This window comes from Variovorax sucrosi (assembly GCF_051216635.1).
Lineage (GTDB): Bacteria > Pseudomonadota > Gammaproteobacteria > Burkholderiales > Burkholderiaceae_C > Variovorax.
This window is the reverse complement of record NZ_JBPJZU010000006.1, coordinates 142,103-167,738: the sequence shown is the minus strand read 5'-3', so window position 1 is coordinate 167,738 and position 25,636 is coordinate 142,103. Positions and strand designations below refer to the sequence as shown.

At 68.4% G+C, this 25,636-nt stretch carries 19 protein-coding genes and 1 pseudogene; 8 read left to right on the top strand and 12 right to left on the bottom strand.

Annotated elements, in window-relative coordinates:
- Window positions 1-14: 14 nt before the first annotated feature.
- Complete coding sequence (locus ACSFBE_RS13415; RefSeq protein WP_435490887.1) at window positions 15-248, bottom strand: hypothetical protein; 234 nt, start codon at window positions 246-248, stop codon at window positions 15-17.
- A gap of 122 nt (window positions 249-370) precedes the next feature.
- On the opposite strand from ACSFBE_RS13415, the gene ACSFBE_RS13410 reads away from it, so the two are divergent.
- Window positions 371-994, top strand: a complete 624-nt coding sequence (locus ACSFBE_RS13410) for a hypothetical protein (protein WP_435490886.1) — start codon at window positions 371-373, stop codon at window positions 992-994.
- Window positions 995-1,021: 27 nt separating this feature from the next.
- Here the strand turns inward: ACSFBE_RS13410 and ACSFBE_RS13405 are convergent, their stop codons facing one another.
- The 5 genes from ACSFBE_RS13405 to ACSFBE_RS13385 all read right to left on the bottom strand — a co-directional run bounded on the left by ACSFBE_RS13405 (window position 1,022) and on the right by ACSFBE_RS13385 (window position 5,494).
- On the bottom strand, window positions 1,022-1,234 hold the full coding sequence (locus tag ACSFBE_RS13405; protein ID WP_435490885.1) for a hypothetical protein: 213 nt from the start codon (window positions 1,232-1,234) through the stop codon (window positions 1,022-1,024).
- Window positions 1,235-1,675: 441 nt separating this feature from the next.
- The gene (locus ACSFBE_RS13400) at window positions 1,676-1,876 is read right to left on the bottom strand and encodes a hypothetical protein (protein ID WP_435490884.1); all 201 of its coding nucleotides are present in this window, start codon (window positions 1,874-1,876) and stop codon (window positions 1,676-1,678) included.
- 323 nt (window positions 1,877-2,199) lie between these two features.
- Entirely contained in the window at window positions 2,200-3,933 is a 1,734-nt protein-coding gene (locus ACSFBE_RS13395; RefSeq protein ID WP_435490883.1) for a tannase/feruloyl esterase family alpha/beta hydrolase, read from the bottom strand.
- Window positions 3,934-4,111: 178 nt separating this feature from the next.
- Window positions 4,112-4,585 carry an AtaL-like protein gene (locus tag ACSFBE_RS13390; RefSeq protein ID WP_435490882.1) on the bottom strand — a complete coding sequence of 158 codons (474 nt, stop codon included), beginning with the start codon at window positions 4,583-4,585 and terminating at the stop codon, window positions 4,112-4,114.
- A 39-nt stretch (window positions 4,586-4,624) separates the two neighbouring features.
- Entirely contained in the window at window positions 4,625-5,494 is an 870-nt protein-coding gene (locus tag ACSFBE_RS13385) for an SDR family oxidoreductase (RefSeq protein WP_435490881.1), read from the bottom strand.
- 99 nt (window positions 5,495-5,593) lie between these two features.
- On the opposite strand from ACSFBE_RS13385, the gene ACSFBE_RS13380 reads away from it, so the two are divergent.
- Window positions 5,594-6,493: a LysR family transcriptional regulator gene (locus tag ACSFBE_RS13380; RefSeq protein ID WP_435490880.1), complete on the top strand. Its 900-nt coding sequence runs from the start codon at window positions 5,594-5,596 to the stop codon at window positions 6,491-6,493.
- Between the two features lie 27 nt (window positions 6,494-6,520).
- On the opposite strand, the gene ACSFBE_RS13375 is transcribed toward ACSFBE_RS13380, so the two are convergent.
- The gene (locus tag ACSFBE_RS13375; protein WP_435490879.1) at window positions 6,521-6,865 is read right to left on the bottom strand and encodes an SDR family NAD(P)-dependent oxidoreductase; all 345 of its coding nucleotides are present in this window, start codon (window positions 6,863-6,865) and stop codon (window positions 6,521-6,523) included.
- Between the two features lie 20 nt (window positions 6,866-6,885).
- On the opposite strand from ACSFBE_RS13375, the pseudogene ACSFBE_RS13370 reads away from it, so the two are divergent.
- Window positions 6,886-7,083, top strand: a pseudogene (locus ACSFBE_RS13370) (helix-turn-helix domain-containing protein); the annotation flags it as partial.
- Between the two features lie 31 nt (window positions 7,084-7,114).
- Here the strand turns inward: ACSFBE_RS13370 and ACSFBE_RS13365 are convergent.
- Both ACSFBE_RS13365 and ACSFBE_RS13360 read right to left on the bottom strand, forming a co-directional pair.
- Window positions 7,115-7,897 carry an alpha/beta hydrolase family protein gene (locus tag ACSFBE_RS13365; protein WP_435491067.1) on the bottom strand — a complete coding sequence of 261 codons (783 nt, stop codon included), beginning with the start codon at window positions 7,895-7,897 and terminating at the stop codon, window positions 7,115-7,117.
- On the bottom strand, window positions 7,894-9,069 hold the full coding sequence (locus ACSFBE_RS13360) for a DUF3182 family protein (RefSeq protein WP_435490878.1): 1,176 nt from the start codon (window positions 9,067-9,069) through the stop codon (window positions 7,894-7,896). Before ACSFBE_RS13360 ends, ACSFBE_RS13365 begins: the two co-directional genes overlap by 4 nt.
- 238 nt (window positions 9,070-9,307) lie before the next feature.
- Here ACSFBE_RS13360 and ACSFBE_RS13355 point away from each other — a divergent pair, with 238 nt between their 5' ends.
- On the top strand, window positions 9,308-10,045 hold the full coding sequence (locus ACSFBE_RS13355) for a response regulator (RefSeq protein WP_435490877.1): 738 nt from the start codon (window positions 9,308-9,310) through the stop codon (window positions 10,043-10,045).
- Window positions 10,046-10,056: 11 nt separating this feature from the next.
- The gene (locus tag ACSFBE_RS13350; RefSeq protein WP_435490876.1) at window positions 10,057-12,057 is read left to right on the top strand and encodes a PAS domain S-box protein; all 2,001 of its coding nucleotides are present in this window, start codon (window positions 10,057-10,059) and stop codon (window positions 12,055-12,057) included.
- 52 nt (window positions 12,058-12,109) lie between these two features.
- On the opposite strand, the gene ACSFBE_RS13345 is transcribed toward ACSFBE_RS13350, so the two are convergent.
- Window positions 12,110-13,288 carry an HPP family protein gene (locus tag ACSFBE_RS13345; protein WP_435490875.1) on the bottom strand — a complete coding sequence of 393 codons (1,179 nt, stop codon included), beginning with the start codon at window positions 13,286-13,288 and terminating at the stop codon, window positions 12,110-12,112.
- A gap of 94 nt (window positions 13,289-13,382) precedes the next feature.
- Here ACSFBE_RS13345 and ACSFBE_RS13340 point away from each other — a divergent pair, with 94 nt between their 5' ends.
- A complete protein-coding gene (locus tag ACSFBE_RS13340) occupies window positions 13,383-15,683 on the top strand; it encodes an ATP-dependent DNA helicase (protein ID WP_435490874.1) in 2,301 nt (766 codons plus the stop codon).
- 16 nt (window positions 15,684-15,699) lie between these two features.
- On the top strand, window positions 15,700-17,799 hold the full coding sequence (locus tag ACSFBE_RS13335) for an NAD(+) synthase (RefSeq protein WP_435490873.1): 2,100 nt from the start codon (window positions 15,700-15,702) through the stop codon (window positions 17,797-17,799).
- Between the two features lie 51 nt (window positions 17,800-17,850).
- Here ACSFBE_RS13335 and ACSFBE_RS13330 read toward each other — a convergent pair whose 3' ends face one another.
- Complete coding sequence (locus ACSFBE_RS13330) at window positions 17,851-18,582, bottom strand: Crp/Fnr family transcriptional regulator (protein WP_435490872.1); 732 nt, start codon at window positions 18,580-18,582, stop codon at window positions 17,851-17,853.
- A gap of 155 nt (window positions 18,583-18,737) precedes the next feature.
- Here ACSFBE_RS13330 and ACSFBE_RS13325 point away from each other — a divergent pair, with 155 nt between their 5' ends.
- Window positions 18,738-19,292 (top strand): Rossmann-fold NAD(P)-binding domain-containing protein, encoded by a 555-nt coding sequence (locus ACSFBE_RS13325; RefSeq protein ID WP_435490871.1) that lies wholly within the window; start codon window positions 18,738-18,740, stop codon window positions 19,290-19,292.
- On the opposite strand, the gene ACSFBE_RS13320 is transcribed toward ACSFBE_RS13325, so the two are convergent.
- Complete coding sequence (locus ACSFBE_RS13320) at window positions 19,289-25,612, bottom strand: prealbumin-like fold domain-containing protein (protein ID WP_435490870.1); 6,324 nt, start codon at window positions 25,610-25,612, stop codon at window positions 19,289-19,291. The two genes, ACSFBE_RS13325 and ACSFBE_RS13320, sit on opposite strands and share 4 nt — an antisense overlap.
- Between the last annotated feature and the right edge of the window lie 24 nt (window positions 25,613-25,636).

The following is a 25,636-nucleotide window of genomic DNA, read 5'->3' as shown; positions in this document are numbered from 1 at the left end:
GTTCGGTGCTGCGTTTAGATCCAGCGCGCGGAATAGGTCGGACTGGTATCCCGCACGCGCTCTTTGCCGCACTCCCGGCAGGTGTAGGTTTCCAGCGCACCGGCCGCGCGCTTGCCCAACGCCTCGGCCCAGGGCTTGGCATGGCGCAAGGTCAAGGCAGGGTGCGGCCCCACATCGCGCGCCGTATGGCGCAGCAGTTCCTCGCACAGGGGACACGAACGCGGCGGCACGGATTCTTGGTCGGGCATGGCAATAGGACGATGGGCACGGGACGGCGCAAGGCGCAGCGCCGAATGCTAAGGCTCGGCTGCGCGCTCGAAGCTCGCAGTGATAGTACCTTCGTACGCATCAACCCCCCAACTTGTGACATATGTCCGCCACCAAGAGGACAAAGGTATTCATTTATTCGCCGTTCGCGTTTCAAATAGAGGCTCGACGACTGACCGAGCCTCACCGAGCCATCACCATGTCCCACGACGCACCCACCTCTGCTTTCAACTTCGATTACCCGCTGGGGGCGCTCGAGGTCATGGCCTGCGATCTGGTGGTGACGACGCCGCAGTCGCGCGATCCGATGGCGGACGAAACGGTGCGCAAGGTTCTGACGCTGCTGAAGGAGCAACACGGTGCAGACGCCGCCTTCATCTGCGAGTTGCGGGATGGGTCGACGGCACCGATGCCGATGGCAGCCACCCCGCGCAGCAGCGTTCACGATCAGGCGACAGGTGACGTCTATGTGCTGGCCGTCTGCCGGCAGGTTTTCGGCCAAGCGGCCCGCTGCTTCATTCGCGTGTCCGTCCTGTTGGCCGATGGTCGCCACTACGGCACGCTCTACGCACCCTGCTTGAGTACGAGCGATGACGAACGCCGGCGGGATATTGCCTTGATCGAGATGACGGCGCAGCTCACTGCGCGCCTGGTGGATGCCCGGCGCATCCCGTCGCGTGCTGCGGCCGCGAGCGACGCGCCTGCGGTCGGGCTGCAGTACGCCTGAAGGCCGCGCCGCAAATCCCTGAAGCGCTTAAAGAGCGCCCATGAAGCTCGACGGCTCACCTGCCCGGTCGCGCCTCTGCGCTGCAGCGAAGCGGACCGACTCTTCGTCCGCTGGCCCGTTCGAGAACAGCAGCGTTCCCAGTGCCAGAGCGAAGCACACCGGGATTGAAAGAAAGCCGAAGCTGTAGACCATAACGGCCATCGCCACGGGGCCCAGGAGGAGTGCGACGAGTTTGTACATGCGCCCATCATGCGGACAAACTCTGAAAGTTCGCGTGACGAATGTCACGAACCCTTTCCTGTCCTACGGACACCTACACAAGCTTTTTCCCGAATCGGTCCTCGCTTAAACCCAAAGGATTACACGCGTCCTGCAGCGGGCTGTGAAAGATGTTCCTGACGGCAGATTTTCAACCGGTCTGTCCTCTCCTTTGCCCTCTCTCTCGATCGAACAGGAAGAACACAGCCCGTCCACGTCAGGAGCCTGATGCAACGCAGAACTTCCAGAAAAATCAAAGGCAGGCACGTTGTCGCCCTCCTCGTCCTCGTGGCCGCGACCTGCTTGTTCGGGTTGATCTTTCGCGTGTAGGGCGGCCGACCCGCAGTCGACGGGTGGTGACCCAACGGTCTGGAAAACTGGTGCGGAAGTCAGCGGCGGACTGGGGTCACCGGGTCTCGCGACTCAACGCTTGGTCAATCGCCGCACCACGCCCAATCCGGAAAACCAGGCATCCATCGGACTGCTATGGGCTCGCTCGCCCATTTCGCGCGGACGAAAGCACAGCAGGTCGCCGGGCATCGTGACCGCCTCCATCAGCACGTAGTGGAACTCGCCCTCCTCGAGTTCGTTCACGCTCAGTGCCAGCCGTCCAAAATCCGTCATGTCGCCTCCGGTGAATTGATGCGCGGTTGTAAGCCCTCGCGTTCGTGCTCACGAGGGAGTTTTGCCCACTTGTCGGACTCGGGCGCCGCAGACAGAAGTTGGGATTCACAATTCGTGACATTTCCCATCTTTGTGGTGTTGGGATGCACAGATGGTGCTCTGGAGCCATGTGTGAAATCAACGGCTTGCGCATCATGTTTGGCCCACTGCAGCAGGGCGGTCACAGTAGCTGAGTCGTGGGCGTTCGCGCAACGAACTCAGCTCATCGCGAACTGTCTGGGCGTCAACCGTGAAAGCGAACTGTCACTCATGGCGGCTGTTCACTAGCGGTTCGGCAGCGTGAGGTCCCGTTGCCGCAGCGAGCTCTGGATCAGCAGCATGTCGCCAGCGTCCAGCGGACGATCAGACGCGCTGGGCGTTACGCAGTGGAAGTTTTCGGCCGCGTTGATGTCGCCCGTCCCCTTGTATCTGGCTTCGGCGGGAAAAGCGCAGACCGGACGCTGCCGCACGACCTTGCCGTCGGTGCCAAGCTGGGTTGCGATGATCCTTTCCGGCGCCACACCTTGCTCGGTCCACTTCATCACGGCGTTCACGACGTGATGGTCGGCAGTGCGGAACTCACGCGGTGGCTCGTTTGAGCCGCCGCCGATGGCCTTGGGACCGGTCCCGCCAAGGTTGCAGTGCCCCATCGCCGGCAGCATGAACAGGCGGTGGTACTCCCGCACTTTGGGAAGAAGGGACTCGCCGGTTGCGGCAACCTGTTGCGGGGTCAGCTTGTCGATCTCGCGATCGAAGTCCGCCTTGGGAAGATTGCGCAGTCGCTCGAACTGCGTGAGGGCGTAGAGATACGCAATCGACCCGTCCGGCGGCACGACGGAGTCGTTCCAGCCATGGTAGTGAAGCAGCTTCCCGCCGCGCGCGACGAATGCCGAGATGTCCGGGCTGGGCGCCGCAGTCACCGGTGTCAGCGCCGCTTTCGCCTCGTCGTAGCTCTTCGTGAAGTCGAGCTCGCGCCGCCAATCGAAGTTCGGCGTGTTGCGCGAGTAGACGAAGTGTTCGATGAACGCGCCGTAGCCGCCATTGTCAGCGAACAACGGAATCCAGTCGGCCTCCGAGCCAAGCTTCGCGCCAGGCGAGCGGTGTACGCCGGCTTCCGTGGTCGTGCCGGCGTACATCGCCTTCACGACGGCAAGCTCCTCGGCCGTCAAGGTCTTGTCGCCAGCGGGACCGATCGTGTCGACATTGAACTTGCAGGCTCGCGGATTGGTGATCTGCCCATCGACAAGGCCGTCATTCGCATCACATACGGCAAGCACGCGTTGAGTGATCTGTAGGCGCTTGGCGTCCGTCAGCACGGAAGCCTTGCCGGCCACGGGAATCTGCTGCTTCCCGGTCCAAAGCAGCCAATAGAGAAGGTCCGGATAGAACATCGACGGCGCGCCTGCGACGATGCCATCGAAGAGCGCCGGATAGTTCTGCGCCATCATCATCGCTTGACGGCCGCCGTTGGAGCAGCCTTCGAAGTACGAGTACCGCACGGGGCGCGCATAGAACGCATTGGCGAGCGCCTTCGCCGCGGTGGCGACGTAGTAGTGCGAACGCAGCCCCCAGTCTTTTACCTTCTCGGGATGGTTGAGCGTCCACGCGGCCGACTCGCCGCCGTCATGACCCATGTTGCTGCCCGCGGTGACGAAGCCGTCCTCCACATCCTGCGCCAGCCGCGCAAAGGGCACGGCGCCGGCATAGCCGCCGGTGCCATTGAGTTTGAAGCGCCCTGACCAGTCTTCTGGGAGCCACACCTCGAACTTGATCTCGGAGTCGGACGAAGGGCGCGCGACGCCCTGCACGCGGCAGAACTTCGCATCAACCTTCGCACCGCCGATCGCGGTGGCATCGCTCACCACTTGTGCCGAGGTGATGATGCTGGCCTCCGTTCGCACGCTGCCGAGGGATTCACAGGCGAGGCGCTGCCCCTGGGGCTGTGCCTGCATCGCGGGCGGCGGAGGGCTTCCGCAGCCGGTGAGCACTGCGGCGGCTGCGAGCAGGACGGTACGCATGGAGTTCCTTTCGTTGCGCGGGCAGGAAAAGTATTCTGACGTTCTCGCCCCTGCGGAGGGAGCATGAGCACTCCGTGAATACCCGGCACGGCAGGCCGAGAAAAAGCTGCTAAGCACTCCTCTGGTCGCGCGCACGCCGCTTCAGGCGACGATGTGACCTGCGCTCATCGCCGGGCTTTCACAGCTTGCTTTGAGAGAGCAGCTCGCGGGTCCGCTTTAAGGTGGACACCAGAGCGCTTTTATAGCCCTTGTCACTGTCCATCAAGGCCTGCTCTGCTTGCTCTTCAGCGCCGCCGGGGGGCTTGCCGCGAAGGCCGAGATAACCGTAGAAGCGGAGTTGAAGCTGGCCGGATGCATCTTCGAACAGCTCGTTGATGATGGCGCCTTCCCGCGGACCGGTCGCTTGGAAGAAGGTCACCTTGCGCTCCGGTTCGAAGCAGATGATCTCGCGCAGATCCTGGCCTCCGATGGTGGCTTCGCGGACGATGTGCATAGCGCCTTCGTCGACAACATCGCACCTCGTGCAGAGGTTGGGCGGCAAGAACTCTCTCGCGTCGCGCGCCTTGAGAACCAGGCCCGCCCATGCCTGGGTACGCGTGAGTGTTACTTCGCCGGCGGGGTTGACCGGAATGGTGGCAGTCGAGTAGATCATCGGAAAACTCCTTCGTGTGCGTCGGTTGGGTGATCGAGTTCAGGCCGATGCCGAGTTCTCGAAGGCGAATTCGCGATACGAGCGCAGCGGGCGGCCCAGCAGCCTCGCCAGTCGCTCCACATCACCGGCGTCCGGGGTCATGCCCTCGGTGAGAAAGCGTTCGCTCATGAGGCGCATGTCGTAAGCCATCCAGCTCGGCATGAAGTTCAGCAGGTTCTTCTCGAAGCCAGCGCCGTCGTCGCCGCCGTAGTTGATCGGGCGACCCAACACGTCCGACCAGATGCCGGCAACGTCGGACCCCGTGAGCGTGTCGGGGCCGACCAGATTGATCCTGCTCAGGGGAAGCGATCCGGGTGCTTGCTCTCGGCGGACCAGTTCCAGGGCCGCGATCTCCGCGATGTCGCGCGTGTCGATCATGGCCAGGCCCTTGCTGCCGATCGGCATCGGATAGACGCCGTAGCCGGTCACGACATCCTTCACGGTGAGGTCGTTCTGCATGAAGTACGCGGGCCGCAGGATGGTGGCACCGAAGCCCATCTGCTCGAGCATCCGCTCCACGCCGAACTTGCCCGCGAAGTGGGGAACGTTCAGGTACTTGTCGCTGTGGATCACCGACAGATAGACGACCCGATCGATCCCCGCGTCACGCGCCAGGTTGAGTGCGACCAAAGCCTGCGTGAACTCGTCTGGAACGACGCCATTGAGCAGGAACAGCGTGGACACCCCGGCAAGTGCGCGCCGAAGCGACGCCACGTCCAGCAGGTCGCCCTGGACGACCTCGACGGCCGAGGGCAAGTTGGTTTTCGAGGGATCGCGGACCAGTGCACGAACAGGGGCGCCACGGTTGACGAGTTGTTGGACGACTTGACGGCCGACTGCGCCGCTGGCGCCAGTAACGAGGATGGTCATGAAAAACTCCGGGTTTGTTGAAGGAGCCCAGATCTTCTTCGTTCCATCATCAATCCACTAGCCGCTATATTTAGACGCTTCGTCTCACTGGTGGAACACATGGACCTGCTTGCCCTGGCTGACTTCAACCTCGTCGCACGGCACGGCGGCTTCGGACGCGCGGCCCGCGAATCGGGACGGCCCAAAGCCACCCTGTCGCGTCGTGTCGCCGACTTGGAGAGTGGCCTCAACCTGCGCCTGTTCGAACGCGGAGCGCGTGCTCTGAAGCTCACCGAAGAAGGACGCGCCCTTCACGAAAGGACCACGGTGCTGCTCACCGAACTCGACGAGACGGCGGCGGCAATCGCCTCCGGCGGAGAGACGCCGCGGGGCATCCTGCGGGTGAGCGCCCCATTGCTCTTCTCGCAGGCCGCCATGGGCAAGCTCGCCGCCCGGTTCGCGCTGCGCTATCCCGAGATCAGGCTCGAGGTCACCACCGAGGACCGGGCGGTCGACATGGTGGAAGAGGGTTACGACCTGGTGATCCGAGTCAACCCGGATCCGGATGCCAGGCTGGTGGGACGGATCTTCATGAGGGATCGACTCGTCGTGGTCGCCAGCCCCGACCTCAGGCGGCCGTCAGGGCGGGCGACGGTTCGCGCCGTGGCGCGCGGACAAGGGCCAGGTGACGCAACGGCCTCCTGGGAATACACCGACCCCTCCGGCAAAAAGAAGCGCATCGAGGTGGAACATGCCTTGCGCCTGTCCTCGTTGTTCATGGTGCGCGACGCGGTTCGTGCGGGGGTTGGCGCTGCACGCCTGCCGCTGTCTCTTGTGACGCGGGATCTGGCGACGGGAACACTGGCGCACTGGGGTGATGTCGATGGGCCGGAGATCGCGCTTTGGGCGCTGTACCCGTCGCGCAGGCTGCTCAGCAGCCGCGTTTCCACATTCCTCGATTTCTTGAAAGAGGCCTTCCCTGCCGGGTCGCCCGACGAGTTGGCGTCGTTCATGGATTGAAGTGCCCAGTCAACCGCGCACGCTGCCTCAGCCAGCCTCCGCCGCCCATTGCACAGCATCCGCCCCGGCCGGGATGTACGGCGGCGTCGACGCGTCGGTCGCCGCCCGCCACACCGCTTCGGCCACGTTCTGCATTCGTGTCCCGGCGCCAGTGGACTTGGTGTCGAACAGCGCGCGCACGGTGGCCATGTCCGTCAGCTCGAAGGGCGCGGGTGCACCGAAGCCTGCGTTGTTCACGAGGACATCGATCGGGCCCGCCGCTTCGATGGCTTTGTGGATACTGTGCGGATCCATGACGTCGAGCTGCAGCACGCGCAGACGGTCGGAAGGCGGCAACGAATCCTCGCGCGGCGTGCGAATCGTGGCGAGCACCCGCCAATCGCGGCCGAGGAAAATACTTGCTGCGCCGCAACGACATGGGTATCGCCCACATCGCCGAGCGCGTCGGCTACAGCTCAGCGAGCACGTTCAGCGTGGCGTTCACGCGGCACGTCGGTCGGCCGCCGACGCCATATGCGCGCGAGCAGGCGTTAGCGAACCGGACGCCCAATCGCCGGTCACCGTCGGAAGCTGATGAAATGGAAACATGAACCGGTGACGCACTTCCGCTTTTGATCGTTTTCAGGCCGGGCTGCGCGGCGCAGGCCGTGCGCCGCCGGGGGTGTTCTTGCCTCGCGCGCCCAGCGTCATCTCGGTGATCCAGGACACCAGCAGGATGCCGTACGACTGGCGCCATTCCTCCTTCGACAGGGCGTGGTCGGCTTCGGAGAGGACACGGTAGGTGACCGAGCGCACGCGCTTGAAAGCGGCCAGGTAATTCTCGATCACCGGATGCGGCACCGTCTTGTCGTGCTCCGACTCGACGATGAGCGCGTCGCCCCGAAAGGCGGCGCACGCGCCGAGTGCGCGGTTGTCGGCCGCACCCACCGGCAGGTTGCGGTACGTCGCGAGGTCGGCGCGGTCGAGCTTGCCCTTGGGCACGTCCCAGTCCTCGTCGCGGTACAGGGCCGGCGCGCGCAGCGCGAGCCAACGCACCGGCCGCATCGAACTCACGATGGCACCGAGGTAGCCGCCATAGCTGCTGCCGACGATGGCGATCGACTCCGGGTCGACCGTGGGGTGACTCACCAGCGAATCGTAGGCGGACAGCACGTCGCGCAGGTTGTCCTCGCGCGTGACTTCCTGGCGCTGCGCCACATGGCGGGCGTGGCCGCGCAGGTCGAAGGTGAGACAGACACAGCCCAGCGCAGCGATCTGATGCGCACGGTGGATGTACTGCTCCTGGCTGCCGTCCCACCCATGCACCAGCAGCACACCGGGAACGGTCGTCGACGAAGCGACCAGCGTGCCCGCGATGTGCTGGTCATCGACCGGAATGTCGACGGTGTTGTGGCGCGTACTCAGCATGCGGGATCGATCAGCGTGTACTTGGTCAGCATGCCGACGTTCGGCACCTCGCCCTGGTAGTAGACCGCGGCGTCCGGCGGCAGTGCTGGCGCGTCGCCATGCACCTCGACACAGCGTACATGCACGCGGTCACGGTCCGGATGCCGATGGAAGAATTCGAGCGCCGCAAGTTCCGCGCCGGTGGCGCCGCCCACGCGCCACGATTGTTCGAGCACGCCGGAGCGCCACTGCCCGAGCGGTCCGCGCCCGCGTGCCACATCGTAGTTCAGCCGCGAGGTGAAGAAGCCCGCGAAGCACTCGACCACCGCGTCGTGATAGAGCCTGGCCTGGTCGACGGCCAGACGCACGTCGAAGGGCGGACGCGTGGCCAGCAGCGCGTCGAAGCCGCCGCGAACCAGCCACAGGTCGGAGCCGCCATAGACCGCCTCGCCGCGACGGTCCTGGGTCAGGCACTGCGTGCCATGGTAGGTGGCGGTGAGTCCGCCCACGACCACCTGGCCGACGCTGAAGGTCACCGGGTCGGTGAGGTTTTCCTCCAGCACCACGCCGTGCGCCGAGAGTTCGTCCTGCGCCATCGCATCGAGACAGCGCAGCAGCGCGTCGGTGTCGGTCACCACGACCTGCCCGCGCCCGCCGGTGGCCCGCACCGGCTTGACCCGCACGGCCCCCAGGCGCAGCAGCGCGCAACCGGCAGCGCGCGCGTCCTCGCGGGAAAAGGCGGTGAAGCCGGTGAGCACCGCACCGGCCACGTGCGCGGCGAACTCGTCCGACCAGCCGGTCGGCCTCGCCGCGTGCGGATGCACCAGCGGATGCGTGATCGCCTTGGTCAGCACGAAGGGGTGCGGCACCACGCCGCCGAACAGATCGTGCGGCCCGGTGATGCCGAGCGCCTGCGCTTCCTGGGTGTCGGCGAGGGTGTCGCTCGGCACGAAGTACAGCGGCCGTTCGTAGCGTTCGCCCGGTGCGTACTCGCCGCGGAAGTCCAGGCCCTTGAGCGCTGCGATGCGCTCGGCGAAGGCCATCCGCGTCGCATGCTCGTGCACGCTGGCGTAGGCGTGGTCGTCGCGCGACATCGCGACGACACTGCCGGTGCGCTGCGCTGCGAGGGCGTCACTCGCGGGAACGAAGGGATCGCCAGGGGTGGCGACGAGGATGGCGGCAGTGGTCATGGTCGTGGCTCCGGCAGGTTCGATGAAAACGAAAACGACCGTCGGCAAGGGGCCCTGCGTGGCACCGCGGGCGTGTGAAGCGACGTCGTCGATGCGCAGGTACAAAGCGGAGGTTCAGAACCCCCTTGCTCCATCTTCGACCGCTCGCCGACCCCTTGTCTGTCGGAGCAGGCCTGCAAAGCGCTTTGCAGCGCCCAATGCCGGCCAGAGGGTGTGGCACAGGCGCTAACATGCCGCCTTGACCTCTGCTCTCCACCTGGCCGTCCTCGACGACGAAGAAGACATCACCCGGCTGCTGGCCACCTATCTCCAGGGCCAGGGCTTCCGCGTCAGCCAACTGCACAGCGGCCGCGACCTGCTCGCGCTCATGCCGCAGGATCCGCCGGCCCTGGTGCTGCTCGACCTCGGCCTGCCCGGCGAGGACGGCTTCGCCATTGCGCGCCAGTTGCGCGAACACTGGCAGTGCGGGCTGGTCATCGTCACCGGCCGCGGCGACGCCATCGACAAGGTGGTGGGCCTGGAGGTCGGCGCCGACGATTACGTCACCAAGCCTTTCGACCTGCGCGAACTGCTCGCCCGCATCAAGGCGGTGCTGCGCCGCATCGTGCCGGCGCCCGCCGCCGTTGCGGCCGCAGTGTCGACACCTGCTGCCACGCCGTCGGTCAAGCGCTTCGCGGGCTGGGAACTCGACATCGGAGCCCGGCGCCTGACCGCGCCCCTGGGCCACGAGGTCACGCTGACCAGCGGCGAATTCGATCTGCTGCATGCGCTGAGCGACGCGCCCGGCCGCGTGCTGTCGCGCGATTTCCTGCTCGAGCGCACCCGCGGGCGCAACGGCGGCCCCTTCGACCGCACCATCGACGTGCAGGTGGGGCGCTTGCGCCGCAAGCTCGAAGGCGACCCCGAGAGCCCGCAACTCATCAAGTCGGTGCGCGGGGCGGGCTACCTGTTCGCGCCCAAGGTCGAAGCGGCCTAGCCGCAGCCACCATGCCAACCGAATCCCTCGGCCCCGGTTTCGACGACGGCAAGGTCTTCCGCTCGCTCTTTGCCGCCTACCCCGATGCGCTGCTGCTGGTGGATGCACAGGGCACCGTCGTGCTGGCCAACCCCTTTGCCGTCGAACTGCTCGGCTACGGCCCGGACGAACTGGTGGGCCTGCCGGTCGATGCGCTGGTGCCCGATGCTGTTCGGCCGCGCCACGCCGCCTACCGCCATGCCTACGGTGCACAGCCGCGCGCGCGGCCCATGGGCACGCAGATGGACCTGGTGGCCAAGCGGCGCGATGGCAGCGAAGTGATGGTCGAGATCGCGCTGAGCCCGCTGCACGACCAAGGCCTGCCGTACGTCGTGGCCGCCATTCGCGACGTCGGCAGCTATCCGCGGGTGCGGCAGGCGCTGCAGCGGGCCCGCTATGCGGAGCATCTGGCCCAGTTCGGACGGCTTGCGGTCGATGCCCCCGATCCGCAGGCGCTGCTGGTCCAGGTGCCGTCGATGGCGGCGGCCGCGCTCGAGTGCGAATCGGCGCTGGTCCTGCTGCTGGACGCCGACGGCCTGAGCTTTCGCATCGCGTCCGGCGTCGGACTCGCAGCGGACGAGCGCGTCGGCCACAGCCTGCCGAACGACGCCAGCACGCTGGCCGGCCGCGTGGTCGCGACCGGACGTCCGGCGCACGAGGCGATCGACGGCGGCGACGCGATGGCGGTGCCGCTGTCGGACCGGGGCCGCACCATCGGTGCGCTGGCGGTGCGTTGCGGCACGCCGAACCGCGTCGGCGACGACGAACTGCGTTTTCTCGATTCGCTCGCCAGTCTGCTGGCGACGCTGCTGCAGCGCGAGAAGAGCGAAGAAGCGCTGAACCATGCGCAGCGGCTCGAAACCGTCGGGCAGCTCACCGGCGGCATTGCGCACGACTTCAACAACCTGCTCACCGTGATCTCCGGCAACTTGCAGGTGCTGGAAGAACTCCCCGCCCTCGCCGACGATCCGATGGCGCAGCAGTTGGTCGGTGCCGCGACGCGCGCCACCCGACGCGGCGCCGAACTCACCGGCAAGCTGCTGGCCTTCTCGCGCCGCCAGGTGCTGCAACCCACCGTGATCGACGCCGCCGCGCTGGTGGGCTCGCTGGCCGACATGCTGCGGCGCACGCTCGACCAGCGCATCGCCATCGCGCTCGACGCCGAAGAAGCGATCTGCCTGGCCGACCCGGTACAGCTCGAATCCGCATTGCTCAACATCGCCATCAATGCGCGCGACGCCATGCCCGAGGGCGGCACGCTCGCCTTCATCTGCCGCAATGTCGACGCACTGCCGCCCGAGCTGCTGGCCGAGGCGCACGAGGCTCCGGCGAACGGCTATGTCGCCATCACCGTGGCCGACTCCGGCAGCGGAATGTCGGCCATCGTGCAGGAGCGCGCCTTCGAGCCCTTCTTCACCACCAAGGAGGTCGGCCGCGGCACCGGTCTCGGGCTGGCGACGGTGTACGGCTTCGCACAGCAATCGCGCGGCGCCATCGGCCTGCGCAGCAAGCTGGGCGTGGGCACCACCATCACGCTGTACCTCCCCCGCCTGGGCGACGAGGACGAGATCGAAGGCGCCGAGGCCGATGTCGGCGGTCGGCTGCCGCCCGGGTTGCGGGTGCTGCTGGTGGAAGACGATGCCGAAGTGCGGTTGGTGGCGCAGCAGTTTCTGCGCACGCTCGACTGCACGGTGGTGCCCTGTGCCGACGCGGAATCGGCCCTGGCGGTGCTCGAAGCCGACGCCGCCTTCGACCTGCTGCTGACCGACATCGCACTCGGCCCCGGCCTGCAGGGCACGGAACTCGCGCAGCGCGTCGAGCAGCAGTGGCCGCAGCTGCCGGTGCTCTTGATGTCGGGCTTCTCGCAGGAACTGGTCGGCGCCGCACCGGGGCGCGAACTGCTGCGCAAGCCCTACACCCGCGATGCGCTGGAACGCGCCATGGTGCGCGTGCGCATGCGGCGCGCCACTTAAAGCAAATCGGGCAGGCGCCAGCTCCGGCCAGGCGCCGGACACACGACGCGACTCAGGTGCGGCCCGGCCCCCCCGCCCCGACCGGTGACGCCGCCCGGTACAGCGCCCGGACCAGGTCGGACTGGGTGATGATGCCGACCAGCCGCCGTTGCGCATCGATGATCGGAATGTGATGGTGGCCGCCCTCGGAAAACAGCGGCACGAGTTCGGCCGCCGGGCGACCTTCGCTGGCCACCCTCACCTCCCGGGTCATGATCTGGCCGACGGTTTCCGGCTTGTCGTCGTGCGAAGCGCCGCTGCGGCGAATGAGCGCACGCAGCCGCTCGCCCAGCCCGTCGTGGCCGTCCAGGTCCGCATGCCGCATGAAGTCGGCGACGGTGACGATGCCGACGATCCGCCGGGCGCGGTCGACCACCGGCAGGGCCTTGATGCGCCGACCCCGCATCAGGGCCCAGGCGTCTTCGAGCGCAGTGCCGAACTGCACCGAGAGCGGTTCCCGCGACATGATGTCCCGGCACTGCAAGGCACCGAAGTTGCGCTCGTAGGCAATGGCTTCGGCCTGCTGCAGCAGCCCTTCGAGGTCGTCCCGGCTCACGTCCAGCACCTGGTTGTAGCGGGCCAGTGCGGCATCGAGGTCCGCCGAACTGAAGCGCGAGCCGCTGGGTGTGCGGGCCGTCTCCGGGCGCCCCTGGGCATGCGGATAGCGCCGGCCGGTCATGCCGTTGTAGGCGACACCCGCGAGCACCAGCAGCACCGAATTCACCAGCATCGGAAAGAGGGCGAACTGAAAGCCGCTGGCGCTCAGCGCGGTGAGGAGCGCCGTCGCGCCACCCGGCGGGTGCAGGCAGCGCAGCAGGAACATCAGCGCCACCGCGACGGCCACCGCTATCGCGCCGGCCCAGGCCGGATCGCCGATGAGCATCGCGCAGGCCGCACCCACCAGCGCCGAGAGGGTGTTGCCGCCAACCACCGCCCACGGCTGGGCCAGCGGGCTTGCGGGGACGGCGAACACCAGCACCGCGCTGGCTCCGATGGGGGCGACCAGCCAGGGCTGCGGTGCGCCGCTGCCGATGCCCCAGCGGCTGAGCAGCGCCGTCAGCAGGATGCCGAAGCCGGCACCCGCGACCGCGCGCCAACGCTCCCGCGCGTCCACCTGAACGCGCGCCGGCCAGAAGCCCACGACCAGCCGACGCCAACCCGATTGGTTCGACAAGGATTGCAAATCACGCATGGCACGGAGTGTCACCGAACAGCCAGGCCCTCCGGCGGGCACGCACGCGTGGCAACCCAGGCCGATTGCCTCGGTGCTGTATATTTATCCAGCCATGCAAGGCCGCCCGCCCGCCCCGCGCTTCGCGTCCGACGACGATCTGTCACACGCGCCACGCCCCTCACCGCTGCACAGCGTGTCGGTCAGGGCACTGTGTGCCTTCGGTGCCAAGGCCGGCGACCTGGACTTTCGCTTCGCCCCCGCGCCCAGCGCACAGGACGGCGTTGCGGGCCACCTGCTGGTGCAGGGCCGGCGCGGCGAGGGCTATGCCAGCGAGGTCGCGCTGTCCACCACCTTCGGCGGTCTGCGCGTGCGCGGCCGGGCCGACGGCTACGACACCGCGGGCGGCCGCGTCGAAGAGATCAAGACTTTCCGCGGCGACTTCGCGGCCGTGCGTGCCAACCACCGGGCACTGGCCTGGGCGCAGGCCCGCACCTACGGCTGGATGCTTTGCGAGCAGCACGCGCTGGCGTCCATCGAGGTCGCGCTGGTGTACCTCGATGTCGCCAGCGGCGAGGAGACGCTGCTCACCGAGCACCGCGGTCGCGACCAGCTGCGGGCCGAGTTCGAGGCGCTGTGCAGCCGCTACCTGGCGTGGGCCGCGCAAGAGGCCGCACACCGCGCCGCACTGGAGGCCGAGCTCGATGCGCTGCCCTTCCCGCACGACGGTTTTCGCGCCGGCCAACGCGCCTTGGCCGAGCATGTCTGGCGTGCTGCCGCGGCAAGCCGCTGCCTGATCGCGCAGGCGCCCACCGGCATCGGCAAGACCATCGCCACCACCTTTCCCCTGCTGCGCGGCTGGCGCGCCCAGCGCACCGACAAGCTGTTCTTCCTGACCGCGAAGACCTCGGGCCGCGCGATCGCGCTGGAGGCGCTCGACACGCTCGGCCGCCCCGCACCAGCGCTGCGCATCCTCGAACTGACGGCCCGCGAAAAGCTGTGCGAGCACCCGGGCCGCGCCTGCCACGGCGACGACTGCCCGTTGGCGCGCGGCTTCTACGACCGGCTTCCGGCGGCGCGCAGCGATGCGGTGGCTGCCGGCCGGCTCGGCGGCAACGCGCTGCGCGAGGTGGCGCGCCGGCACGCCGTGTGCCCCTATTTCCTGTCGCAGGAGATGGTGCGCTGGAGCGACGTGGTGGTGGCCGACTACAACTACTGGTTCGACGGCAGCGCCTTCCTGCACGCGCTGAGCCAGCAGGAAGAGTGGCAGGTCGCGGTGCTCGACGCGGCCCGCGCGCTCGCCACCGGTGTGCTGCGCGCGCCGCTGGCACGGGTGCAGCGCGAGCAGCAGGCGCTGCACAAGGCACAGACGAGCGCCTACCAGGCCCACGAACGCGTGCCCGACCGGTTGCAGCAGGCGCTGCAGGATGCGGTCGGGGTCCTGGCCGAGCATTTCGCCACCGCGCCGCAGGCCGCGCACGGGCCGCTGCAGCGCTTCTTCTTCGACGCGCTGCACTTCCTGCGCCTGGCCGACGCCCTGGGCGACCATTCGGTGTTCGACAGCACGCTGGCCGAGGGCGATGGGCCCGCCAGCCTGGCGGTCCGCAACCTGGTGCCCGCCCCGTTTCTCCGTCCGCGCTTCGCCGCCGCATCGACCACGGTGTGCTTCTCCGGCACCATCGCGCCCTTCGACTTCTACCGCAACATGCTCGGGCTGCCAGGCCGCACGGTCGAGCTCGACGTCGACTCGCCCTTCGTGGCGCGGCAGTTGCAGGTGCGCATCGTCACCGACCTGTCGACCCGCTACCGCGACCGCGCCCGCACGCTGCGCCCGCTGGTCGACCTGATCGGCGCCCAGTTCGCCCGCCAGCCCGGCAACTACCTGGCCTTCTTCAGCAGCTTCGAGTTCCTGGCACAAGCGCAGGCCTTGTTCACCGCGCTGCACCCCGGCGTTCCGATCTGGTCGCAGACCACCGCGATGCGCGAGGCGGAACGCGATGCCTTCGTGGCGCGCTTCCGGCCTGGCGGCCGCGGCATCGGCTTCGCGGTGCTGGGCGGCGCCTTCGGCGAGGGCATCGACCTGCCCGGCGACCGGCTGATCGGTGCCTTCATCGCCAGCCTCGGCCTGCCGCAGCACGACGCCATGAACGAGGTGATGCGCCGGCAGCTCGATGCACGCTTCGGCGATGCGCGGGGCTACGACTACACCTACCTCTACCCCGGCCTGCGCAAGGTGGTGCAGGCCGCCGGCCGGGTCATCCGCAGCGAGCAGGACGCCGGCGTGCTCTACCTGATCGACGACCGCTTCGCCCGGCCGCAGGTGCGTCGCCTGCTGCCGGACTGGTGGGCCATCGACCTGTGCCGCGCCGCCGATGTGCAGGCCATACCGCCCGCTGCCGCCCTGCCCGTCGAATGACGCATACGATGTCGCCATGAGCTCCGAACTTGCCTTCGACAACCCCTACACCCACGGTTTTGCGCGCCTGGCCGTGGCGGTGCCGCGCAACCGCGTGGCCGACCCGGTGTTCAACGGCCGCGAGACGGTGCGCATGCTGCGCGAAGCCGCGGCCGAGGGGGCCGTGCTGGTGGCCTTCCCGGAACTGGGCATTTCCGCCTACACCTGCGACGACCTGTTCCACCAGACCGCTCTGCTGGAGGGCTGCGAAGCCGCGCTGGCCGAGGTCATCGAAGCCTCGCGCGGCCTGCCGACCGTGGCCGTGGTCGGCCTGCCGGTGCGCGCCGACCACCGGCTCTTCAACTGCGCCGCGGTGGTGGCCGATGGCGCCCTGCTGGGGGTGCTGCCCAAGACCTACCTGCCCAACTACGGCGAGTTCTACGAGGGCCGGCAGTTCGCCGCGGCCGACAGTGCCATCTCGACCGAGATCGCCCTGTGCGGCCAGCGCGTGCCCTTCGGCACCGACCTGATCTTCAAGGCGCGCAATCTGCCGCTGCTTGCCATCCACGTCGAGATCTGCGAAGACGTGTGGGTACCGATCCCACCGTCGAGCTACGCGGCACTGGCCGGCGCCGCGGTGCTGGTCAACCTGTCGGCCTCGAACATCACCGTGGGCAAGGCGGACTACCGCCACAAGCTGGTGAGCCTGCAGTCGGCCCGCTGCCTGGCGGCCTACCTGTACTCGTCGGCTGGCATCGGCGAATCGACCACCGACCTGGCCTGGGACGGGCAGGCGCTGATCTACGAGAACGGCGAACTGCTGGCCGAGAGCGAACGCTTCAGCAACCGCTCGCACATGATCACCGCCGACACCGACCTCGAGCGCCTGGCGCACGAGCGCATGCGGCAGAACTCCTTCGGCGTCTCGGCGCAGCGCCACGCCGCTGTGCTGCGCGACTGGCGCACCATCGAGTTCGACCTGCCCGGCCTGCCGCAGCAGCCCGGCGCGCTGCGCCGCAACGTGGAGCGCTTCCCCTACGTCCCGGCCGACGCCGCCACCCGCGACGAGCGCTGCCAGGAGGTGTTCAACATCCAGGTGCAGTCGCTGGTGCAGCGGCTGGAGGCCAGCAACATCCAGAAGGTGGTGATCGGCGTGTCGGGCGGGCTGGACTCGACCCATGCGCTGCTGGTGTGCGCGCAGGCAATGGACCGCCTGGGCCGCCCGCGCAGCGACATCCTCGGCTACACGATGCCCGGCTTCGCGACCAGCGACCGCACGCTGAAGCAGGCGCATGCGCTGATGGCCGCCATCGGCTGCCAGGCCAAGGAAATCGACATCCGCCCGAGCTGCAAACAGATGCTGGCCGACCTCGGCCACCCCTTTGCCGACGGCGTGCCGCAGTACGACATCACCTTCGAGAACGTGCAGGCCGGCGAGCGCACCAGCCACCTGTTCCGCCTGGCCAACCACCACGGCGCGATCGTGGTGGGCACCGGCGACCTCAGCGAACTGGCGCTGGGCTGGTGCACCTACGGCGTGGGCGACCACATGTCGCACTACAACGTGAATGCGAGCGTGCCCAAGACGCTGATCAAGCACCTGGTGCGCTGGGTGGCCGACGCCGCCATCCTCCGCGCCGACGGCAGCGACGTGCTGCGCGCCATCGTGGCGACCGAGGTCAGCCCGGAGCTGGTGCCGTCGACCGACGCCTCGGCCGAGCAGCCCGGTCAGCGCACCGAAGACACCATCGGGCCGTATGAGCTGCAGGATTTCCACCTCTACTACATCACCCGCCACGGCTTCCGGCCGTCGAAGGTCGCCTTCCTGGCCTACAGCGCCTGGCGCGACCGCGCGCGCGGTAGCTGGCCCGATGCGCTGCAGGGCGAGCACAACGAGTACACCCTGGCCGACATCACCGGTCACCTGAAAACCTTCCTCTGGCGCTTCTTCAAGACCAGCCAGTTCAAGCGTTCCTGCGTGCCCAACGGGCCGAAGGTCGGCTCCGGCGGATCGCTGTCGCCGCGGGGCGATTGGCGTGCGCCGAGCGACTCCGAGGCGGAGGTCTGGCTGGCCGATCTGCAGCGCGTTCCTGCGCTGCCCGACGCGCCGCTGCACGGGCGAATCGCCGCGCGGTAGGCGCCGATCCGTCCTGCAAGCGTGCGCATCCGCCCCTGGCGGTGCAGCCGCTCAGTGCAGCGCGAGCGCGGCGGACGGGCCCTTGGCCTGTTGCATGAAGGCGGTCAGTGCCTCCACCTTCGGAATCTGGATGTCGCGCCGGCCCTTTTCCTTGAAGCGGATCACGTCGCCGCGCGCCATGCGTGACAGCGCGCGGCTGACCGTCTCGAGCGTCATGCCCAGGTAGTTGCCGATCTCGGCGCGTGTCATGCGCAGCGTGATCTCGTCGGCCCGCAGGCCGCGCTGCGACACCGCGTCGGCCCAGTAGCGCAGGAAGCCGGCCACCCGCGCATCGGCCGGCAGCGTGCACAGCGAGGCCATCGAATCGTGGTCGCGTGCCAGTTCGCGGCTCATGGCCTGGTGCAGCGCATTGAGCAACGCCGGCGTCCGGATGCTCGCCTCGAGCAGTGTGTCGTAGGGAATGACCCAGACCTCGCCGGTGTCCATGGCCACCGCGTCGCAGCCGTAGCGGCCAGTGGCGATGCCGTCCAGGCCGAGCCAGTCGCCGCGAAAGTGCAAGCCGACGACCTGCTCGCGGCCCTCATCCGACAGGTTGACCATCTTGAAGAAGCCGGCGTTGACGACGTAGAGGCACTGAAAGGGCTGGCCGACCTGGCAGACCACGTCGCCGGCATGCACCAGGCGCTTCTGCATCGGCAGCGTCTCCTGGAGCAGCTGCAGCATCGTGGCGATGCGCTGGGCAGGTTGGTCGGCGGCGGTGCGGCGGGGGGTGTCTGCGTGCATGGTGGGCTCCGGTGCGGGTCGATGGAAGGAGCGTACGAAGCACGTGCAACACGACCGACAACGGGACCGCCCCGTTGGTAACAGTGATCGACGTTTTATGTCTGAACCGTGTCCGAAGGCTCCCGCGCGGCGCGGTGCCCCGCGATGACGCCGCCTTGACGGGCGTCAACCCGGTGGCCGCAGGCATCCGTACGCTCGCAGCCGTGACCTCGCATCCACCGTCTCCCGCCCTGGGCGCCCTCGCGTCCGACACGTTGCTGAACGCTGCGGCGGCGACAGCGCTGCTCGATCTCGCCAGCCGGCTCAAGGCGGCATCGATCGCCGGCCACCCGGCCCTGCCGCTGCTTCAGGGAAAGAACCTGGCCGTGCTTCAGCCGGCGAGCGGTGCCACCGTGTCGGCGCTGCACGACGCCGCGGCCGACCTCGGGGTACGCGTGGCGCGGGTCAGCCTCGGCGAGCCGCCGCCGGAGGTTGCCGAGTGCGCTCGCATCGCTCGCATGCTGGGTCGCATGTACGACGCCATCGACGCCGGAACCACCGCGCCGGCCGCCGCGGCCGAACTGGTAATCCATGCGGGTGTGCCGGTCTACCGCGGCCTGGCCGACGGCAGTCACCCCGCGCTGGCGCTGGTGCTCGACGGCAACACCGTGAACCAGGCGGGTGACCGGAGGTTCCTGCTGCAGGCGCTGCTGCTTGCGACGATTGCTTAGTCGACCTTCACGGTGAACATCACTGCGCCGGACGCGCCGGGTGACAGCGCCCCCGTGAAATGCCAACTCAGCGCTCCCGTCCCACCACCGGCCTGCGCCGTGGCGCACGCCACCGTCGGCCCTGGCACCGGGTTCACTGGCGTCGTCTTTTGGCAAGCGGTCAGTGTGGCCGGCGTGCTGCCGGCCTGCGCACCAACAAAGCTGGTGTAGCTGGGCGTCGTGTCGTTCACGCTCAGGGTGCCGATGGGCGACACGCCGTTGTTCGTGTAGGTGATGCGGTACTCCAGCGTCTCGCCCGACTTGGCCTGGTTGTTGATGCCGAAGGCGCCGCCCTGCGTCACATTGCGCACCTCTTTCTTCAGCTCGAGCACGCTGTCGGAGACGGTGGTGATGTCGTGCACCGTGTAACTCGCGCCGAGCGCCGGGCCGGCGTTGCTGAAGTCGAAGCTGGCCTGCACGGTGGCGTTGTTGCTGTAGCCATTCATCGCGGTGGCCGGCACGAATTCCTGCATCACGAGGCAGACGCTCTGCCCGGCCACGACCGTCACGGGCACCGACGGCGGATACAACAGCACGGCGCCTGCCTGCAGCGCCCCGGTGCAGGCCGTGTCCGCGAAGACCTTGCCGCTCCAGCCCGCCAGCGTCGGCGTGGCGACTTCGCCGGGAATGCCGAAGCGCACCACACCGCCGGTCTGCGCCTTGAAGGTGTGGGGGTAGCTCACCGTGCTACCCGGCAGGCCGGTCTTGGCGCCGTCGGTGGCGAAGGTGTTGGGCGCCACATCGCCGAAGTCGAGGCTCGCTGGGCCGCCGCCGTTCCAGGTGAAGGCGATGCGGTCGGGCGTGCCGAGGCGGGTGTAGGTGTACGCGGTACCCGCCACCGTCGTGACCGTGCCCGACAGCAGTGCCGTGCCGCCCGCTGATGCACCGGTCGAGGTCCAGGCCGACGGCGTCGCGGGGTTCGTCTCTTCCACGCAGAGCGGGGCCGCTGCCGCGGTGGCGAAGGGCACGGCGAGCGTGTAGCGGCCGGCGCCATCGGTCACGGCGCTGGCGAGCACCGTGGCGGCGCAGTTGGTCAGCCGCACGACGACGCCCGCGATGCCGGCCTCGCTGCCGTTGATCAGGCCGTCGTTCGCGGTGCCCGCGCCGACGCCGTTGTCGTTGAAAACGCGCCCGCCGACGCTGAAGCCGAAGCTGTTGGTGAAGGTGCAGGTGATGGCCGCGCCGGCCACCATGTTCGCCGCCGGAATCGTCAGCTGGTTGGCGACCAGCGTGCCGAAGGCCACGGTGGGCGTGGCGCTGGCGGTGTCGACGCAACTGGCGCTCACCGGGTTGGCCGGCCAGCCGGTGGGCACCGTTTCCTTGATCGAGGCTTCCAGGCCAGCGGTACCCACAAGCGTCGCGCTGCCGCTGGCCGTGCTCGCCCCCACCACCGTGATCGTGTCCGTCGGCGCCGACAGGCCGCTTAGCGCGAAGCCGAACACGTTGCTGCCGGTGCCGCCGACGGTGGTTTTGACGATCTGCACCTTGGGGTACGGCGGCGTGTAGGTGTTGGTGAAGGTGCAGACGATCGCGCTGCCGGCAACTGTCGCGGCGGCATCCAGCGTCACCTTGCGGTTCGGCAGGTCGGGCGTGGCCGTACCGCCCGCGCCCAGGCCGGTGCAACCGACGGCGGTCAGCGCGTAGTTGGCGGGCAGCGGGTCTTCGTTGATCGTGGTGGCCACCCCGGGAACCGTCAACGTCTGGACGGCACCGGCCACGCCCGTTCCAGCTGTCACCGTGGTGAGGCTCTGGGCGGCCAGACCGTTGTCGCCGGTGAAGCCGAAGCTGCCGACGTTGCCGACCGACACCTTGCGCGTCGTCACCGTCGCCGACGCCGCGTTGGTGAACAGGCACTGCAGCGCCTTGCCGTACTGCACGCTGGCGGCCGGAATCGTGTAGGTCCGCGCGGCGGCGCCAACGCCCAGGCCGCCGACGGCGACACCGGCATCGGTACAGCTCGCGCTCGCCAGGTTCCAGCCCGGCACGGCGGCTTCCGTGATCGTCACCGCAGTGTTGACTGTGTTCGACGTGAAGCTCTGCAGCCCGGCTGTGCCCGTATTGCCATCGACTTGCACCGGCGTGCTGGCCGCCACGGTAGTGGCCGTTCCGCTGGCTTGCACGGTGTTGGTCAACGTGAAGCTGAAGGGCCCGGCGGCACCGCCGGTGGTGGTCTTCGACAGCGTGACCGTAGGCGGCGTCCCCAGCACGAAGGTGTAGGCCACCGGGCTGGCGTGGAAGACATCCCCGCCGTCGGTGAAGGCCCCCGTGACAGTGCCGGCGGCGATGCTGACCGCGCTGCTCTTGAGGCCGACCACGGTACTGGTGGCCGTGACCTGACACCGACCCGCGGCATTGGTCGTGCAGGTGCCTGCGGCGCCCACGGCCCCGCCATTGAAGGCCACGTTGGCGGTGGCGGCGAAGGTCACCACCGCCCCCGCGACCGGGTTCTGCGCCGCATCGCGCACCACGGCTTCGAGCACATCCTGGGCCGCGCCGTTGGCCAGTTGGTTGTCGGTCACGGTGCGCACGCCCGATTGCGCCATGGCGCCGACACCGGCCACGAGGGTGGTCGACGCGTTGGTGCAACTCACGCTCGCATCCGACACGCAGGCCGCGCCCGGTGCCGTGGCGGCCGTGCCGCTGCCGATGACGTTGGTGTTGGCGTAGTTGGTCAGTACCGTCCCGGCGGATGCCAGCGGCGCCGTGGCATTGAGTGTGAAGGACCGCGTGCCGCCGACCGGGATGCCACCGGTGATCGTCATCGTGCAGTTCAGCAGCGCGCCCGCAGCGCTCGGCAAGGTGCCGCACGCCGCGGCCGTGACCCCCGCACCGAGCCCGACCGAGTTCGCGACGACACCTGGCGGCAGTTGTTCGCGCACCACCACCGAAGTGCCCGTCGCGATCGCCCCGGTGTTGACGAGGCTCAGCCCATAGGCCAACGTGCTGCCCGGCGCCACGGTGGCCGGCGCGCTCTTGGTCAGCGCGACGATCGGTGCTGCCGTGTTCGTGAAGGTGCAGGTGATCACTGCGCCCCCGCGCATCACGCTGCCCGGCAGGGTGGCGACGTTGCCCGCGAGGGTGGCCAGGTTGGTGGTCGCGTTTCCGCTGGTGGCCGTGGCCGAGTCCAGGCAGCTCACCGCCGCCGGCGTGGCCGGCCAGCCGGCCGGCACGCTCGACTCGGTCAGCGTCGCGTCGGTACCGACCGTGCCGGTGTGCACCACCGCCGACGAAGTGGAGCTCGCGCCAGTCAAGGTGATGCTGTCGGCCGGGTTCGTCACGCCCGAGAGCACAAAGCCGAAGGTGTTGCTGCCCGCGCCGTTGCTGGTGGTCTTGCGCACTGTGATGCTCGGTTGCGCGAGCACCGGTGTGACCACCGTGCTCGTGCAGTTGCCGCTGCTGACGCACAACGGATCGCCGCCGCCGTTGGCCGTGGCGGTGTTGCTCACACTCGGCACCGCGGAGGGCAGCGGCGTCACCGGAATCACGAAGGAGGCACTGCCGGTCGTGGCGGGCAGACCGGCCGGCACCCCGCAGCTGACGACCTGGCCCGTGGCGCTACAGCCCGCAGGCATCGTGCCCAGCGTCAGCGTGGCCGGCACGGTGTCGGTGACGATCGTGACGGCCTGCGTGGCGAACACGCCGGTGTTGGTGAGCGTGAGGGTGTAGCTGGCCGGCAGGCCGACGACGAAGCTCGGGGTGCTGCTCGTCTTGACGAGCTTGAGCGTGGAAACCGCCGTGTTGGTGAAAGTACAGGCGATGTCGCTGCCCACCGCCGTGGCGGCGGCGTCCAGCGCCACGGTGCGCGTCGCCAGGTTGGGCGTGGCGCTTCCCCCGGCGCTCAGACCGGTACAGCCGATGCCGGTGAGCACGAAGCCCGCCGGCGGCGCACTCTCGACCACATTGGTCGCGCTGGCCGCCGCGGCGAGGATTTGGGTGACACCCGAGACGGGCGTGCCGCTCACGACCGTGGAGACGTTGTGCGCAGCGATGCCGTTGGTGCCGGTGAAGGCGAACGTTCCCGTGCCGCCCACCGAGACCTTGCTGACCGTGACGGTCGGCAGCTTCGCGTTCGTGAACGTACAGGCGATGTTGCTGCCCGCGACCGTGGCTGCTGCGTCGAGCAACACGCTGCCGCCGGCGGTCCCGGTACCGGGGATGGTCGGCGTGGCTGTGCCGCCGGCCCCCAGACCGCTACAACTGATGCTCGCCAGCCGCCAGCCGCCCGGCGGCGCTGATTCAGTGACGGTGGTGGCAGCGCCGACCGTCGTCAGACTCTGCTGCGCGCCGCTCACCGCCACGCCGGCGGTGGCCGTCGTGACGGCATGCGCCGCCACCCCGTTGGTGCCCGTGAAATTGAAGGTCCCGACACCGCCGTTCGACACCTTGCTGACGGTCAGTGCCAGCCGCGTGTTCGTGAACGTGCAGGCGATGGTGGCGCCGTAGCCCGTCGCCGCGGCGTTGAAGGTCACGCGTCGCAAGAGGAGGCTGTAGGTCGCGGTACCGCCGGCACTCATGCCCGTGCAGCTGATGGCGGTCAGCACGAAGCCTGCCGGCGGCGCGTTCTGCTGCAGGAAGGTCGTGGTGCTGATGGCGGTCAGCATGCTCGGGGCCGCCGTAACGCCGACACCCGGCGTCGTCGTCACCAGCGAGGCCGGCAACGGCGCGGCGCCATTGCTCGACGTGAAACCGAAGGTGCCGACGCCGCCGTTGGATACCACGGTGGTCGCCACGCTCGGCGGCAGCGCCGGCGGCGTCTGGTACGCCACCACCAGGGTGGCGGTCTCGAGCGTGTTGATGCCGTCGTCGTTGAACGGGTTCGCGTCGTTGGGCACGGTGCACACGTGTGTGTTGCCACCTGTCGCGGCCTGTACGCACACCCTCGCGCCGTTGACGACCGGATAGCTGCCGGCTGCCACGCCAGCCAGCGGGGTGACGGGAATGACGAAGTCCACCTGCCCGCCATCGATCAGCCCCGGGCCGCTGGACGCAGCCAATGGCGTCGGGTTGACCTGGCAGGTCACCACCACCGGAGAGCCCGCCTTGGCGCAGTTCGCCGGCAGCGTGCCGGCATCCCAGCCCGCCGGCAGGGTCAGCACGGCGGTGGCATTGTCGGTGCTGCCCGTGGCGGCGGAGCCGAAGTTCTTGGCCGTCAAGGTGACGTTCTGGTACTGGCCATAGGCGGTCCACGCCGACGCCGGGTTGGTCACGCGCACCTGCAGATCGGGCCGCCCAGTGATGATGTTCGTGCAGGTGTAGTCCTCGTTCACGCCGAGCGTGCGTGCCGTGAGACAGGTGCCGGTGCGCGAGTACGCGAGGGTGCTGGTACCCGAAGGCGGCGCGATGCCTCCGCTGTAGGTCGAGCCCGAGAACACATAGCGCTCGTACGTCTGCTGGTAGCGCAGCGTGTTGTTGTTGGCGATCGAAGGATGAAAGAGGTTGCCTGCCACCGACGGACGCCAGGTGGCGGTCTGGGTGCTGTCCCCCGTGCTCTGGCTCCAGGCGTAGTTGACGAAGCTGATCGTCTGCGAGACGCGGGCGTTGGGGAAATTGCTGGACGACCCGAAGAAGCCATCGATCAGCGTACCGCCGCCGGTGTCGTAGATGCCGTTGCAGGTCCGTGTCGGCGACTCGGCGCAAGCCTCGATGTTTCCCGAGATCGGGCCCGGCGCCGGCGTCGCCGCATCGGTGGCCGTCCCGAGCATCACCACTGCGCCACCCAGGCTCAGGTTCAGGTTGAACCAGTCCCCGGTGACCACTGCCACCGGCCTGCAGGCGTAGTAGATGTAGGAGGGGTAGAGGCCGGCCGACCCCCCGTTGAAGAACCGGTGCGCGCCGCCGACGCGCGAGACCACCTGGCCGGCCGGGCAGCGGAACGGGCCCGTGGTCGTATAGGAGGCATCGGTCGGTCGCCCGATGAACCCGCTGGACGAAGTAGCGCCGAACGCGATGGTGGCGGCACCGGCACCCTCCGTCACCGTGAAGGAGGCGCATTCCACGTCGTAGGCCGCCAAAGCGCCAACGTAGTTTCCCGCATTCGCAGGTTGCTCGCGCGCGCCCATGCCGACGGGAAACCCGGTCGGCATCCCGCCCGAGGTACACCCGGTGGGGCTGCCGACGCCCGAATTGGAGCCCACCAGGACGCCGGTGCTCACCGGCGTTGCGGCCTGCAACACTTGCTGCGCGTGCACCGCCAATGGCCACGCGAGGCAGCACGCCGCCATGAGCAGTCGTCGTGCGGCCGCGCGGAACGCGTGGGGAATCGGGGTGCGGAGTCTTTGCATGTTTTTCTGCTTGCGCGGTTGAAT